Here is a 16,709-nt window from a genome sequence, read left to right as displayed (position 1 = left end):
TCCATTACTTTCTTAACATCATTCTTACACGATTTGTATTTGAATTCCCAATTTTGTTCTTTAGCATTGACTCAAAACGACTTCTCACTTCATCAACAGTCAACGGACTACCGTTAGCAAGCATTTTCTCTAAGTCGTTAAAGGAAATCTCAACTTTCTCTATACCTTGTAGCAATTCTTTGATTGTTTGTATCAGTTGCACATCGATTGGTAACGAAAAGTTACCTTGTTCTATGAACTCATTAATCAGGGTTTGTTGTGATGAACTTAAAAGAGAAATACTTTGTTGTACTTCAGGGTCATTAAAATTGGTTAAGAGAGATTCAGTCCAACTATTTAACAATTCACCTAATTGGTCCTCTAAATCTTCTAATGTATTGAGAATCTTATGATCATCTTTAGGTCTAAACTTACAGTTTGGACATATTGGATTATTCTCCAAAGTTTCTTTAGTTAAACTCCAACACGTTATTAAAGAATTCACCTTATTTTGCCATTCCGTTAACGTTTGTGAAGGTAAGTATTCAATCGCTGTCAAGTCTTTTAAAGCTTGGTGTCTTTGATCTGAGAGGAGCTTACTCTTTTTATTATCCTCTGTTGCATTTAACCTTTTTGCATTATGGAGCTTCATATAGATGTCCATGTATTCTTCTTTCAGTTGATCAATCTTTCGTAGTTCTTCTTGACCTGTTTCACCTTCTATTAATACATGCAGCAAGTCCGTAAGAGCTAATTCCACATCGTCCTGCCACTCGTGACCTAATGGTAAGTGGTGTTGTGCACTTGTGAGGTAAGTTGCTTTATTTGTAAATTCAGCTGCTCTCTCTTTTAGCTTTGTTAATTTATTAAGGAAGGTTAATGATTCTTCCTGTTTTTCAATTTCCTCAACAGTATATTTTAAGTTGTGTAATTTAGCAGGCGTATTGAATACTTGTAACCCTTCTAAGAACTCTTTAAATTGTGTAAGTTTATCACGATGTTCTTGAATTTCAACACTTGATAACACTGTACCTTCCCAAATAGGAAAGCCAGTTTTAACATCGTTTATCATCTTTACAGTGTCACTTAATATTGAACGAGCTTTTGAGTTCATTTGTCCAATACCCATGTCTAAAGATTTATCTTGAAGAAAAGCTTCACCAATATCAAACATTCTAAAAATTGCTCTAATTGCTGGTAGTGGTAGACCGCTTGGTTTCTTTATATGGCTGAAATGAACAAAATCTTGCTGTGACACTCTTAGTAATTGATCAAAGTTCATCGCATCATAAGTTTTACCGTCAATTGTAATTACGATTTCCCCACTTTGTACCAATGCTCCTAAAATTACCGTAAATATTTCAGGTTCCATTTTAAATTGTTTAGTCAATCTTATGTCTTCTGTTCCTTGACTGGTAAAAACATCCTCGATGAACTCTGATTGGTTTACAACTTGTCCTTGAGCCTTTTCATCTAATTTTTCAATCACCCATTTAGCATACCCTGATTGGCGGACATTCACCTTTCCTTGTTCATCAAGTAGCACAAGTCCATTTAAAATCGCTTGTCCTTGCCTTGTGTTTGCACCAGCTAGATTTTTTAATGCATCTTGCACATAAGTAGGAAAATTTTCTCTCGTCAATAGTGATTGAAGCTTACTAAAGGAAGGATAGTCAGAATACTTTTCTTCAAACCATTGACTTAAACATTCCGATGATACAGAATCAACAATCTCCCTCACACTCGCACCTGGTGGAATAAACATTCCATATTCGGCTACACGATCCGTTTTCCCTTTATAGGCTAATTCGAAAGCAGTCGTTAAATTTTCTCTTAACCATTTAACTAATTCCCTTAGGTACCCTTCCGCTTTGGATTCATAGAGGCTTTTTGTACTACTGGAAGCAGTAGTTGCCATTTCTTTTGCACCAGCATATAAACTAAGAGCTCTCATAAACTTTTCATCTTTATCCACTAATTTAAAGAACACTTCATCTGCCTTTTGCTCGTCTTTAAATTTTGGTGGTGAAAACGGTTGTAACAAGTAAATGTAAAAGTCTCTTGGAGGCTGCGCTGTTGAACGTTCATTAGGTGCCCCAAAGAAAATATACCCTTGTCTTGTTACTTTACGTTCTTGCCAAGGGAGTTCATGTAACCAGATTCGATAATTCGTAACATACGTATTCTCAGCAACTTGAGTAGCTAGCTTTAATGCCTCGAAATAGTATCGATCCAATTGATCATCAACTAAGCTCTCTGCTTTTTGTTCAATAAGGTCATCAACAGCAACATCTTTTTTTATATCCATAAAGTACTGACCGTTTGATTCATTTGTTGAAATATATTGAAAGCTAACTGTTTTTTGTATTTCTCTTAGAACCGACTCAATTGTTGTCTTTAAGAAATCTGCGGCATCATCATCGTCTAACATTATAATATGTAGGAACAGATTGTCTTTTAGTTCTTCTGGTGTTAAACCAACTTGAGCATAGATTTCATCCGTAGTTAATCTAAACACAGCTAAAGCCTGAACAATTCTTTTCGCCATTGGCTTATAGACTGGTTTAGTAAAAGCATTTTGAATTCGGTCTTGCAAAATTTTTGCTTTAGACATGACCTCACGAATATCAGGATTACTTTTTAAAGATGGATCATTCTCAATGTATGGCCAATAACTATCAAATGAAATTAAACCAGGTTCTTCGTCCGGAACATCTTCATCCATAATTTTTCGCATCTCATTACTAAGCGTCTTTAAAATGACACGTTTTTCAGTTATGGTCACATTTTCGAAAGTTGACAGATAAGCAGGGTGAATTGGAAACATACTTACATACTGTTCTAACTCTTCTCCTAGACGGTCATATAAGCTTGTGAACTTTTGTAAGTGCTCCCGAATTAGCGCTCTTTGTTTGTCATCCTTTTTCAAGAGACGTTGAGAGACAACGAAAGCGATGTCTTCTCTAATGATTCGAACTTGTTCAAATCTCTCTCGAACACGACGAAGTTGCTCTGCAACGAATTGAAATTTAGGGTTATCAAAGAGCATCTCCTGAACCCCAGCAATGAAGCGAAACTTAGTCTTGCTACAAATTTCGCCTATCTCACGTAAAAAGCCCAAATCTAAATAAAGTTCTTGTTCTTTTCTACCTCGTAAGTAATCCAATAATTCATCCACTACTAATAGCAACCCATGATTAGGATAAACATCATGGAACGCTGTCATCATTTCAATCAATGCATCTTTGTTGTTTCTGATTTGGTCGGCTGAAGGAAATGAATAAGATACTCCTAAGTCATCTAAACCATCTTCAATAGCACCACATATAATATCTCTAAAAGATGTTTGTACACTTCCTATTTCAGTACGAATAACCTTGAATTTGCCTTCAATTTCTTTCGCCTTATTAGCTACCTTGTCATTATTGATCCTTTCACTTGCACCATCTAACTCTGCAATTGTTGAAATCACACTCATTAAATGTGATTTACCAGTACCGTAATTACCAACAATTAAAAGACCTTTATTATCTGCAGGTCTGTTGAATTGTAGCTGCTCGAATACAAGTTCATCTAAAATTTCCGCCATACGATTTGAAATGACGTATGTATCTAATAATTTGAAAGCATTTTCCTTTTCATTTGCGTCTGTAAGCTGAACAACAGATTCAATCGGCTCAAAATGAATTAAATCACGATACTTCATTAGAACTCCCCCTATAATTAATTAATCAAAATTTATAGCAACTGCATCATATTCATCGTATGAGTGAAACTCTATATGCTCGTGTTGAGCATATGTAAGTTTATTGTTAATGATGTCACCTTTCCAGTTAACTATTAGTATGTAATTCCTACTGATATCCTCAAATAATTTCAAGGGATCTTGCTTCAATTGTGGGTCAAATAATACTTCAATATGGTCTAATATAATAGTGTTTTCTATAGCGTTTTGTTTAACCACGTCTTTTAAAAAAGTCACAACTCTCCTATGTCTTTTGTTAATAGGGATATCTTTTAAAAGTGTACTTAGTTCTAAATTTATATTTAGCTGAGGTAAGGCAAGCTTCTCATCTAAAAAGCTTAAGTCTTTCCATTTATGATTAATGATTAAAATAAGCTGATGTCTTCTCTTGCTAATCATCTTTAACTCTTCTTTAATAGAAAATACTAAATGTTCTTTCATAGAATTCACCTACATAATAGTAAAATTTTTCTAATTACACTATAACAAATTAAGGGCAATTTAGCATTAATATTAAGGCATGAAACACTGTTATATTTTGTTAAAGAAAAAACGCACTAATCCAAAAAGCACAATAAACGTCTAATATGTTTACTGTGCTTTTCATTGATCGTTATCGCTTATAAAGACAAAACCATTTCTTTAAATGCGAGTTGTTCTTGCAATGAAAATTTCATACGCGTAAAGGAATCTTTTCCAGCTAAAAAACTTTCCCCAGGAATCCCCAAGAAAATTAAGCGTTCAAATTTTCGGTCTTCTTCAAATATTTTTAAAAGAATGCTTTCAATGTGCTTTCATGTTGATTCTTTTTTGACTTTTTAATACTTCACACCTTTACCTCCCAACAAATCTTTCCCTGAGTGAAAAACTGTATCTACCTGTTCCATTACATCGCTTACATCTAATATACACTCCAAATATTTTATTCAAACGATCTATTCTAACATTTAAGTAAGCTCTTATATTATCCCCAATTTTTAAAGATGGCTTTTCCTATAATTCGGGTATTGCTGTATTAATTATCCATCTTTCCTCGTCACATAGCCACTCCTTAAACCTTACTTCCCATTCCTTAGGGTTTTCTTCCCTTTGCATTTCGTAATAATTTTTTGGGGTTAGATCGGGAAGATATTTTAAAGTAAAATGATAACCTTTAAATAATGATTCTACCTTTTTTACTACAGCATATCCTTCAATATTTTTCTTTGATTTAGTAGAACCAAAAAACCATCCTTATAGTAAAACTCAATTCGTTCTTCACTTTTATTGTAACGTAATTCAACAATTTCCCCCACTTTAGTCCGCATTGCTGCTCTTTTAACTTGTCCGTCTTAATTAGCATTGACAAATTTTAGAGATTGCATTTTGGGGAGCCTCCCATTAAAAAATTCTTCACAAAATCCACGCTAAGGACTATGAAAACTAATTCATAGATCGATTTTAACATATAACCCCATTTCCCTTAAGAATTTCAAAAGGTGTATTGATTACTTTATTGACAAAAAGTGGACAAACCCCTTTAATTTATCGACTACTAATTAAAACGGTTACAATACTACTAAGACATTTGTCCATTGTGTTTCCTGATTCAAAAGTATGCAAACCCACCACAATTAGTTTTAAAAGGTTGACCTCTCCTTAAAATAATTCAATAATCCATAATTAAGTAAAAAGAATAACTACCCTATTAATGATAAACTTTAACCTCCCAAAGATTATTTATGTCACTCCCCACCAAATAGCCTTCTTTATTTCAAGTAATCGATGGAAATTCACACTTTTCACAAATGACAATGCTTAATTAATTTACACAAAAAAAGAACAGTCATTGACTGTTCCAAACAATATGTCATTATGTTCGATTAACTTACACAGTTAGTTTTTAATAGGTTCTTTGTTTGACTTTTTTCAACCTCTAATTTAAAAATCCCTTCAGCGATTGCTTTCCCTAGTATTGGTGGTACAGCATTACCAATTTGTCTATACTGAGCATTTCGCCCTCCACAAAAGATGTAATCTTTGGGAAATGATTGTAATAGTTGAGCTTCATATGGAGTAAATGTTCGTGGTTGATCTGGATGTATAAACTTCAATCCATCTTTCTCCATATGAGCTAAAATTGTGTTAGAAGGTCTACTCCAGCTATGTTTAACATAGGTATCTTTGTGTTTATTTTTTGCATATGGATATAATTCATCTAGAAAATCATTATAATCCTCTGATAAAGGGTTCATAAATCTAGCAGAATTACTTCCTTCTTTCGTTAGAATAAATATAATAATATCTCTAAAATTATGTTCTCTCGATTGGTGTGATTTAACTATAGAAGGATTACCTATTTGATTTATTTCAAGTTTTTTCACCAGGTCATTATAATAATCTAAAAATTTCTTTAAATTATGAATTTTATAAGTTTTCCTATCTTTTATTCGCTCATATTCTTCCTTTAACGAGGAATGTAAAGTATTTAGTACATCTTTTTCTTTTGGATATTTAAAAGCCAAATCTCCAATATTTTCAACAAATACTTTTAAACACATTTTATAATTTCTCGATATAACCTCAATGTTTTTAAGGTTTTCCAGTTTTGCCGTGGAGATTTTAGGTAACCGTACTGGCAAAGAACTTATAGCATCTCTTACATTATTAAGTGTCCCAGCACCTATTATCTTTGGATTATCCATTCCAAAGCGATTTGCTATAATTATAATCCTTTTACGATATTGAGGGACAGCAAAATCTGCTGCATTCAAAACTTGGAATCGATCTGTGATGCTTTCTTCAATTCTAGTAGTATAACCAATTGATTCTAGTTCATCACAAATTAACTCTATTACTTGTGTTTGATTTTTATTTAATTGATTATACCCATCTACTTTTTTGGAGAGCATTCCCTCTACATTTTCAAAAACAACATATGAGGGCCTAACTATTTTAACAAGTTCAAAAAAATGTTTATATAAGGTATTTCTTGGATCATCTTTTAGCTTTTCACGCATTTCCTTTGTCCCCGATCTAGCAGGACCAGCTAATGAAAAGGTTTGGCATGGCGGTCCACCAATAATGACATCTACATTTTTACAAGTTCTGATTACTTCTGATTTAATCGCCTCATCTGTAATATCTCCTTGTATGACCTTGTCTGATCCAATATGATTGCGTAGCGTATCGCAAGCACTGTCATCAATTTCAAGTGCCCGATGTATATCAAACTGTATATTTCTATTTTTAGCTTGTAAAAATCCAGTGGAGAAGCCTCCCCCACCCGCAAATAGATCCAGCACTTTTAATTTTCTCATAACAATACTTCCTTTAATTAATCTTTCAATCTATCTTCTCTATTTTATCCGTTGTAACAATTGTAGGCAAGAGCCAACCTTGCTCTTGCCTACGTTGTTTAATAAGCTTTTCGCATTTGATTTTCTTTCATCAGCATGTAATATTGGTTCCAAATATCCCGAGAAATTTGATGGTTTTCAATCACCACACCAGTTTCTATATTTTTTTGGAAGCCATGATAGGAAAAGTTAGCTGAAGTTAATAACAATTTTTGTTGATCAATAATTATAATCTTGGCATGAAGACTAGTAAAATCTTCTTCCTTAGAACCTATCCAGTGATAAACATTTAATTGATATTGCTCTTTTTCCCAATGATCCATTATTTCCTTAAAATTTGATTCCACCTTATTAACGATAATATTAACACGACAATTTCTTTCAACCGCCTGCTCGATACTCCTTAATAGTTTCTTAATGTCATCATTTTTAAAAGAGAAATTATATCCTACTATAAACACTTCAGACTCAGCAGAATCAATTAAGTATTTAACTGTTTCATAAGTCTTAAGCTTAATTGGACCTTTCTCTAATAAAGGACCGGTCCATACTGGAAATATTCTCGGTTCAGATTCCAATTGGGACTTTGCCATTTTATATGCAACTTCCAGATAATTTCTCAACTGAGCTGAAGATACACTATTACTTTCGGCCTCTTTAATCATTTCAAACGCAAATAATTCAAGATCAACAGGTAACCTTAAAGTTGCTTGCCAATTAGAGTAAGAATAAATGCTTTCACTTTTCTCCAAATAGTCTACAAATTGATGATAGAGGTTTTCGCTACTTGATGATGATAAACAAGCAGACACAAAGTGTATCAAGTAATCAAACAGCTTATTCAATGTCAAAAAACTCCCTCGCCTGGTTTGCTACGGTCCTAACTAACAAGGAACGATCAAGGTAACGGTTCGACTTTTCACAAGAAGTTTCAGCAACTAGCATACAGCTATGACAAGCAGCACCATTAATATCGATTAATTTATCTACATCATATTCCGCACACTGTGGATCGCCAGAGCAATATTGTGCTGCAGCAAGAGCACGGGCAAGAATTGATTCAAATTTATTCTTTTCTCCTAGTTCAACTAACCCACCTAAACTACCCTCGGAATCTACTGTAGCCGTATAAATTAAAATACCAGCCATTCCTTTTTCTTGGTCTGAGTATATTCTCTCCTTAAGAGCTGATGAAGAATAACCCGAATGCATAGTTAATTCTCGGATTAATGCGTGGGATAGCGTATGAAGCAACACATACCTTAAGCCTGGAAATGCTGGAATTTCATTTTCCGGTACTTTTCTATCTAGATATAGTTTCTTATGTGCTTTTTCCATTCCAAACCCATAATCGCTATTTTCACTTTCCCATTTTTTTAACTTTTCATTACTAATAGTTAAAAAGATACCTTCCCCATAGGTCTCTACTCCTGGCAAAAATGGTTGTGGAGTGGCACTTAATGGGGCAAGTTCTACAGTACCATTAGAAGATTGTTCCTCTTCTTTTTCATTTTCAGATTCACCTGACAGTCTTGATGTTAAATCAGGTAATGGATGGATTCTAGTAAACCCCTTTAAAACCATGACTTCTTTTAAACGTTTAACACGTACTAGGTTTGAAATAAAACTATCAAATCGTTTCGGGACGTCTACGACTTCCGTTTCAAAATCTATCCCTTCATAATTATGGTGGTCCGTTAACAACGCATGATATTCTGGGGTTCTCAAGTCGATGTCTCCATTGCTGTTTTCTTTTAATTTTTGTACAATTTTCCATACTTTATCCAAACCAAGCCTGTTTATATCAGGGTTTCTTTTATAATAGCTATCGAATTCCCTGCGATCTGTAATTAATTCCTCATCATTAAAATCAATATTCTCTTTTATAAAACCTTCGATGCCGTCTTGCTGCATTTCCTTTGGAAGGACAATGGAACTCTCGATGGAAGAAAAGTAAATATTTGAAGCACCTCGTAGCAACAATTCTTTGTCATTGTCACAATCCTCTTCATAATCTCTTAACCAAGGCCTTCTCCCACTACATTTACCAAGAATTTTGTTATTAGAAAATCCATCACTCATCGATCTTTTTATATCACACTCTTTGCAATAAACGACCAAGTCTTTAAGAGACCCTGTCTCCCCTTCATCTAATAAATACAGTTTACAAGATTTCGGGTCATACTTTCCTTTTTTATGGACATAAGGTCCCCATGGAAAATCATTGATATGCCCTTTTAAACAGGTTACGATAAAACGCACAGGGTGAGTTTTTACTTTTGGACAAGGCTCTTCATTGTCAGGGTTTTTACAATATAAAATCCCATCTTCTTCAATAAATTCTCTACCACTATATTTACCAATTTTTCTACACTTTGGACAAACATGGTATTCCGGAAAACGGTATGCAGGAATCGTGCCAAATTCTTTTTCTTTACTTATTGGGATTGATTTTATTTGTTGTATCTTTAATTTTTCCCTCAAGCGCGGTTCTTCAATTGTTTTTGCCTTTGAAACATCAAAATTATCCCATTTGTCAATTCCCCCCATTATTACAGAGTAATCAGGCAAATCAACAATGGATCCTGGACCAAAGGTTGTGATAAATTGGCTAGGTCTTAGTTCGCCAACCTTTTTACTCACTCAAATCAGTCCTCCTTCCTAATATATATACCTGCTACTGCTTCTACATCTCGCATAGAATTTGGTGTATTGTAGGTACCTTTCGATGAATCTTCCCCTATTGGATATAAAAGGTTTGATTCCTTATCCGGGTTGAATTTATGGTAAAGCAACTTACTTTTACCCGAATCCTCTTCCCATTTTTCTAAGAGCTGCTCCAGATGATCACGGATTGCTTTTTCAGGAATACCCATCTTCTTCACTCTCTTAAGAAATACATTGATAACTTCTTCTGCTAGTTCATTTACCTTTTCAATATTATTTGCTGCTGTGTTATTTGATAGATCAGCAATTCCTAAACGTAACATCGATACTAATACAGCAGCCAGTCCACGATCACGCGCTCGTGACGCAAATGGTGTAACACTTATAGGCTCCACATAGCGGTATAAAGCTGCATGATATGCATAGAATTCTTCATAATGTGAAATATCCCTAGGTCTTGCCCAGTTATATGCTGTAATAATAAGACCAGGGTGTCTTCTCCCTACTCTACTCGTTGACTGAATATATTCAGCTGTTGTTTTAGGTTGTCCATTTACAACCATTAATCCTAATCTTGGAACGTCAACCCCAACTGAGATCATGTTACTTGCTAATAACACGTCTACAGGGGTTAATTTTCTCTCTTCGCTAAATTTTTGCATCAAACGATCAAGTAAGATTGGTATCTTCCCTGAATCAAGACGACTTGTTAACTCCGGGACGTCCCGATCTAATTCCCGCTTTTTGAATTGAAACTTATTCTCCTCATTAAATTGCCTTTGTAGGGTGTTCATTCTGGCAGGAACGTCATCCTCAATTAATCGTACTGCTCCACCTAGTTCACGGATACTATTAAAGTAACCTACTAACGTTTGATACGGATCTAAGCTTTCTGAGTCAAATTCTGAAGCAAAATCCATAGCGGTTATGCTAGATAATAAATTCGCATACGCCCTTAACTGTGCTGTTTTCATACTTCTTCCTGGAGCAAATAAGCCAACGTACATTCTCCCTGGCATCTCCTTTAAATCTCGTTGTTTGGCAAAAAATGAATCTGTATGTGTAAGTCCCGGACTCGGGAAAATTTGTGTTTTTCTTGTATACAAACCACTGATTTGTTTATGAGCATTCTTAATGGTTGCTGTTGATGCAATTACCTTTGGACCAAATTCTTTTTCATCAATGGTTATAGAGGATAAATGATCTACAGCCGTTTCATATAGTCCCACCATTGTGCCTAACGGCCCAGAAATTAGGTGTAACTCATCTTGGATAATTAAATTTGGAGGATGTACAGGTTCCCTATTGATGAGATTAGTGTTACCTGCCACATTTTTCACATTAGTTAACTCTTTACGAGAGTCACCATGGGATACAAATCCCCAAGCATTTACTTCACCCTTTACTCTACCAAAAAGGTTTTGAATTTGTGGCTCCCAAGGCATACGAGCAAATTTATCCACTGTCCCTATCACCATATCAGGTAATAAACGATAGATTTCTTCATCTGTAACCAAAACAGGTAGTCCTTCTCCTCCTGAATTATTTTTATGGAAGGAACAATCCTTGTTGGGACAACAGATTAATAATCTTCTTTTTTTATCTTTTACTTTATAGGATATATAAAAAACTTTTGGATTCTTCTTGTCGTCAACGAGTTTTTCTCCACACCATGGACAAGCAACTAGCTGAATCGGTGTTCCTTTTATATTTGAAGGAAAAAATTCTGTATTTCGATTTATGGCGTCTTCTTTTGCTTTAATAACTTTGCGAGCATCATCAAATTTGTTTGGAACACTGTTATCCCCAACCCATAAACCTATTCGAAAGCGTGTGTTTCCCCACTTATTAGGATTTTCTTTTCTAATTTCTTCACATGCGCAGATCATAGCTGTTGCACGCTGGAATTGTTGGATCGTTAGAAGTCGTAGCGTATATCGCATGATAACAGATACCCCCACATCTGTACGGTATCCATGAACTTTCTTTATCCTACGGTATCCAAGAGTAAATGCTGCTAAACCTAAGTAAGCTTCCGTTTTACCACCACCGGTCGGAAACCATAATAAATCAGCAATTTCTCTATCCTTAGATGTTGGATCCACAACTCCCTCTATATTCTGAAGAAAAAAGGCAATCTGGAAAGGACGCCATTCCGATTTCACTTCACTTAAAGAGCCACCTTTTTCAATAACTTCTGTATGAGCTCTTTGGTTTGCCATTACTTTATTTGCAAAGAGAAATGCATCCAAGATTTCTTTATTTTCATTATCCTTAAGCTTTTGTAACCCATTCCACATACGCTTTAAAGATGCTTCACAATTCTCAATGTGTTGTTTGGCAGTTTCTTTGTATTGATCCTCGATTTCTTTTTCATATTCAATCCATCTATCCTGAATCCATTCACCATACTCATTCAGAAGTGGCGTTAAAGCTGTTTCTACTTCTTTAGCAGTCTTCATTTTTGCTAATTCATCCATATTTAATGTCCCGTCTTTATCCTCACTCCAACTAGGAGGAATTACCATTGGAATTTCATGCGCTGGGATAACTTCTGTTTCTAAAACCCCAGCCTTTAAGGAATGTTCATTTACGGCACTCCATCTAACGGCAATGCTGTGCCCAACAGCATAGACCCCTTCTTTCCGATAAAGTAATTCATTTGATTTGGTATCCTCATCCTGGAAAACCTTCTCGTTATTTGAAAAAGCATTCCTAACCATGAAAGATTCAGCATATTTACTTTTAATCTTAATTTTTGGTTGGAAAACACATTTATGGTCAATGTCACGCTCATCCGTTTCTTGGACATAGCGATTTACTAAAAACAAACTAACAGCATAACTATTTTGATATGGCCTTACAATCCATTCGATTTGAATGGATTCTTTCTTCTGCTCCGCCTCTTTTATCTCTTTTCTCGGAACACTTTCCACCTGTTTTTTACCAGTTTTTTTTGTTAAATCAATTGAAAATCCCTTTAGTTGATATGGAATTCTTGCCCAGTTTTTTTCCCCTATATCTTCGTACATACCTAACTCTACATCAACTGTGATTTCGGGTGAGCCTTTATCCACTAGAAAAGAGAGACCAATTGCAGATGGATTCATCGCTTTTGCTAATGGGGCTACTGCTTCGAAAGCCTCTTTTGACGTATCTCTCCCCTGTACACCATCATATTCATTTTCTTCCGATGCTACACTGGATTTCATTGGCCAAAGTATCCCTAATAAATACTTTTGTAAAGGCGTATTATTAATGACTTCGTTCTCATTTTCGTAACCGACCAATTCATAGCTTAAACGTTCAACTAATTTACCCCTAACCTTCCGATCAGACTTAACCACAAAAACCCTCCTTATTTAATTCAAAAAACCGTTACAAACATTTTACCAAAAACTTGCATCTACAAATAGGTGTTTTTCTGGTAAAATATTGTAAGAAGTATAAGACTCTCTATTCATTCTGATGAGGGGTGTGTGTAATATGTTTAGAATATTAGAATCCTTAAATCCCAAGCAAAGAGATGCTGTTACGACACCTGCTCAATATACACAAATTGTGGCCGGGCCAGGCACCGGAAAAACCACCACACTTGCAGCTAAAATACTTTATGTACAAACAGAATTAGGTGTTGGTACAGATAACATATTAGGAATATCTTTTTCAAGATCTGCTAAAAGCCAATTATTGAAAAAGCTTGAGGAATTTACAGGTATTATCGGTTATGGAGGAAAGCCTACAATTCTAACGTTTCATAGCCTAGCCTACCGAATTATTAAGTTTGGAATTCGTTATAATGAATCACGTTTTCGAAATGGTTTTGAACGGGTAGCTACTGAACAGTTTATTGAATTAGACCCTGCTTTAATTAAGGGTTTATGCAATGAGTATGCAGATCGAGATATTGTTAATATTGCATTAGCAAAAGCGTATAATTTAATCCGACAAGGTAATTTAACGAACTCGCCAATAAAAGATTGGCATTCTATTCCAGAAGATGAAGTTTATCATATCAAAACATACGAACAAGGCAGAATAAGAATTGAAGCAAGGGACCTAATAACCTATTGGAAACGTATCAATAAAATAGAAAAGATAAAGAATGTAACGGATTTTCAAGGGTTAATTTCTGAAGCAAGTCACCTTTTAACCTTAAAACAACAAACCTATGAAACAATTTCAAAAAGCTATTCTTATATTTTTGTTGATGAATATCAAGATACATCATTAGCTCAAGAAGAACTGTTATTTTCACTAATAAGTTCAACTAATTCCGTTACTGTAGTTGGTGATAAAAACCAAACAATTTATACCTTTAATGGTTCAAATCACAAGAACATGGACCGTTTTGTAAGTAAATGTAAGGAAATTGCTCCACTAAGTACTCATGAGATTAGGTTAACAAGAAACTATCGTTCTACGGAAGAAATTATCAAAGTAGCTAATGAGTTTATAGGAGAAAAAACTATTGAACCTGCTGAAGAATGCTCTGGAATAACTCCAGAAGTAGTAGAAACTCATTCTATGACATTAGCAGCAGAATACGTTGCAACTAAAATAAAGGAATTAGTTAAAGATCCAGCATTCACACTTTCAGATATTTGTATTTTGTACCGAAAGAATTCAGAGTTTTCTCCTCAAGCTGATGAAGTATATAAACAGCTGGATAAATTATCACTTCGATACAATGTTTTTCAAAACCAAGACAAGACTGAGTCCCTTATAGACCAAGTTTTAAAAATCCGCATGGAATATGAGGATGAACCTTTAAATGAAGTAATCGAAAAATTACAAGTGATAGATGAAGACTTTGCAGAACTTATTAATTTCATCAAAGAATGTATGAATCAAGGTGCTTATGACACGGATGATTTAAGTGAATATATTGTTGAATTAGAAGAAGAGGATGCAGATTTAATTACAGAGACTGACTCTCTATCCGTTAAAACTGTTCATGATGCAAAAGGCTTAGAATATCCAATTGTATTCATTTTATACTTGGGCGACCGTGAATTCCCTCATAGTAGTCGTCCAAATATTGATGAAGAAAAACGTTTGTTATACGTTGGTTTGACTAGAGCACAAAAACAATTATATGTGCTAGGACAAAAAGGTATCGAATTTGAAGGATTTCTTGACAATTGTATTACTTCTACCACTAAACATGTCCTTTATCATTCTTCAAAAGATGAAGAAAAAAATAAAGGATTCTCAGTTGAAGATAAAGCAATAATAGACGAAACAACAAAACAACTTGAAGAAGATGAAAAGAAACGAAAAGAAGAATTACGAAAATTAATGGATTTGTTTTAAGGAGTGATTCCGATGCCAAAAGCAATTGAGTTAACGAGACAACAAAAAAAATGTGTTACTTTTAAGCCTAAAGGTGATTTATTAATTCAAGGTATACCCGGTAGTGGTAAATCAACAATTATTTTAGCACGGGCAGAATATCTCAAAGAAATACTACCAGATGACTCTCTTTTAGTTATTACTTTTAGCAGAGCTCTAACGAACTATGTGCGTCAATTATCTGCTAAAACGGGTTACAGACCCCTAGATGCCAAAACCTTTCACCAATGGGGACAAGAAATGCTAGAGCACACCGACTATCCTCATACCCGTTTAATTGTGGGAGATAAGCGGGAAAGTGCCATTAGGTTTGCTAAAAATATTGTAAATAAAAAAAATGAAAATGTTAATTTTCCTAATATGATAGAAAACTCTAAGAGTGATAAAGCACTTATTAGATTCCTTTGTGATGAAATTGAATGGATTAAAGGGATAGGAATTACAACCAGAGAAGACTATTTATCCATAAAGCGATCGGGACGAGGTACTGATATTCGTGTTACAAAGATACATCGCGATACGATTTATGATGTACTTGAAAAGTACAATGAATTACTTTCTGGCCACTATAAACATCAGGGAATTGACGGTGATGATTTAGCAAGAATTCTCGTAGATAAAGCAGACCAGATCCCTGCTTCACTTCGCCCTGATCATATTTTAGTAGATGAAGCCCAAGATTTACACACAATGCAATTAAAGGCAATGAGTTCAATTGCTAAAAAAAGTCTAACTATTGGTGCCGATAAAGGCCAACAAATATATAGACGTTCATTTACCTGGAAAGCCGCAGGCATTAAGGTGGCAGGAAACCGAAGTCAACTATTAAAACAGACATTTAGATCTACTAGACAAATTATCAGACTTGCTAATGACTTTCAACAACAAGATAAAATCTATCTCAAAGATGAAGATTATTACCGTGCAGAAGAACCAAATATTGATGGAAAGGTACCAGAGTTATGCCTTTGCGAAGATAGCGAGAATGAAGACAAAGTAATTTTAGAGCACGTGAAAACGATTAGAAGTTCTTATCCAGAAGACACAATTGGAATAATTGCTCAATCCCATTACAAACTTGACAAGGTTAAAGAGCTTTTAGAAGATAAAGGCATTCCAGTATATCGGGTAAAGGATGACAACGCTGATATAGTATCACCGGGTGTTAAACTCATAACCTATCAATCTTCTAAAGGCCTTGAATTTGATAATGTTATAATAACAGACCTTAAAAAAGGTAAATTACCCTATCGCGCACCAGCACCTGGAGAAGATGAAGAAGATTTTATGTCACGGGAGCGAAAGAAATTGTACGTAGCAATGACACGAGCTAAAAAGACTTTGTTATTAATTGCGGTTAAGGAATATTCATCTTTTGTGAATGAATTGAATAAGGATTTATATAAATTGTATAGGAAATGATATAGAGAGATGAAGAACTATTTACTTATAGTTCTTCTTTTTCTTGGCTTTAAAAAGAACATTGGACGATTTGAATTAATAGAAACAACTTAGAAGAAAAACTATGGAACCCCCTTATTATCAGTTGCGATTGACAAAGTGAAGAGTTCAGATAAGAGAGAAAAATTAAATTGTTAGAGGAAAGAATGCAGTTAAAGTAATTA

8 protein-coding genes are annotated in these 16,709 nt (G+C 34.6%); 2 read left to right on the top strand and 6 right to left on the bottom strand.

Annotated features, from left to right (window positions below; translation table 11 throughout):
- Window positions 1–4: 4 nt before the first annotated feature.
- The 6 genes from HNQ94_RS00270 to drmA all read right to left on the bottom strand — a co-directional run bounded on the left by HNQ94_RS00270 (window position 5) and on the right by drmA (window position 13,076).
- Window positions 5–3,685 carry a DUF6079 family protein gene (locus HNQ94_RS00270; RefSeq protein ID WP_174496250.1) on the bottom strand — a complete coding sequence of 1,227 codons (3,681 nt, stop codon included), beginning with the start codon at window positions 3,683–3,685 and terminating at the stop codon, window positions 5–7.
- 21 nt (window positions 3,686–3,706) lie between these two features.
- Window positions 3,707–4,165, bottom strand: coding sequence for a BREX-3 system P-loop-containing protein BrxF (gene brxF, locus HNQ94_RS00265; RefSeq protein WP_174496249.1), 459 nt, complete (start codon window positions 4,163–4,165; stop codon window positions 3,707–3,709).
- Window positions 4,166–5,586: 1,421 nt separating this feature from the next.
- Entirely contained in the window at window positions 5,587–7,023 is a 1,437-nt protein-coding gene (locus tag HNQ94_RS00260) for a DNA cytosine methyltransferase (RefSeq protein WP_174496248.1), read from the bottom strand.
- 98 nt (window positions 7,024–7,121) lie between these two features.
- A complete protein-coding gene (locus HNQ94_RS00255; RefSeq protein ID WP_174496247.1) occupies window positions 7,122–7,907 on the bottom strand; it encodes a phospholipase D-like domain-containing protein in 786 nt (261 codons plus the stop codon).
- Window positions 7,900–9,705, bottom strand: a complete 1,806-nt coding sequence (gene drmB, locus HNQ94_RS00250) for an MrfA Zn-binding domain-containing protein (protein WP_174496246.1) — start codon at window positions 9,703–9,705, stop codon at window positions 7,900–7,902. The genes HNQ94_RS00255 and drmB overlap by 8 nt, the downstream gene beginning before the upstream one ends.
- A 5-nt stretch (window positions 9,706–9,710) precedes the next feature.
- Window positions 9,711–13,076 carry a DISARM system helicase DrmA gene (drmA, locus tag HNQ94_RS00245; protein ID WP_174496245.1) on the bottom strand — a complete coding sequence of 1,122 codons (3,366 nt, stop codon included), beginning with the start codon at window positions 13,074–13,076 and terminating at the stop codon, window positions 9,711–9,713.
- Between the two features lie 139 nt (window positions 13,077–13,215).
- Between drmA and HNQ94_RS00240 the strand changes: the two genes are divergently transcribed.
- Window positions 13,216–15,045, top strand: a complete 1,830-nt coding sequence (locus HNQ94_RS00240; protein WP_174496244.1) for an ATP-dependent helicase — start codon at window positions 13,216–13,218, stop codon at window positions 15,043–15,045.
- A 12-nt stretch (window positions 15,046–15,057) separates the two neighbouring features.
- Entirely contained in the window at window positions 15,058–16,506 is a 1,449-nt protein-coding gene (locus tag HNQ94_RS00235; RefSeq protein WP_174496243.1) for a 3'-5' exonuclease, read from the top strand.
- Window positions 16,507–16,709 lie beyond the last annotated feature (203 nt).

Origin of the sequence: Salirhabdus euzebyi (assembly GCF_014207435.1) — a bacterium.
GTDB lineage: Bacteria > Bacillota > Bacilli > Bacillales > Alkalibacillaceae > Salirhabdus > Salirhabdus euzebyi.
Note: the sequence above shows the minus strand (reverse complement) of the source record. Positions and strands in the feature narration are given on the sequence as shown.

Coding starts and splice junctions, on each gene's coding strand:
- HNQ94_RS00260 (WP_174496248.1), bottom strand. CDS start 7,023: ATGAGAAAATTAAAAGTGCTGGATCTATTTGCGGGTGGGGGAGGCTTC.
- HNQ94_RS00235 (WP_174496243.1), top strand. CDS start 15,058: ATGCCAAAAGCAATTGAGTTAACGAGACAACAAAAAAAATGTGTTACT.
- HNQ94_RS00240 (WP_174496244.1), top strand. CDS start 13,216: ATGTTTAGAATATTAGAATCCTTAAATCCCAAGCAAAGAGATGCTGTT.
- brxF (WP_174496249.1), bottom strand. CDS start 4,165: ATGAAAGAACATTTAGTATTTTCTATTAAAGAAGAGTTAAAGATGATT.
- HNQ94_RS00270 (WP_174496250.1), bottom strand. CDS start 3,685: ATGAAGTATCGTGATTTAATTCATTTTGAGCCGATTGAATCTGTTGTT.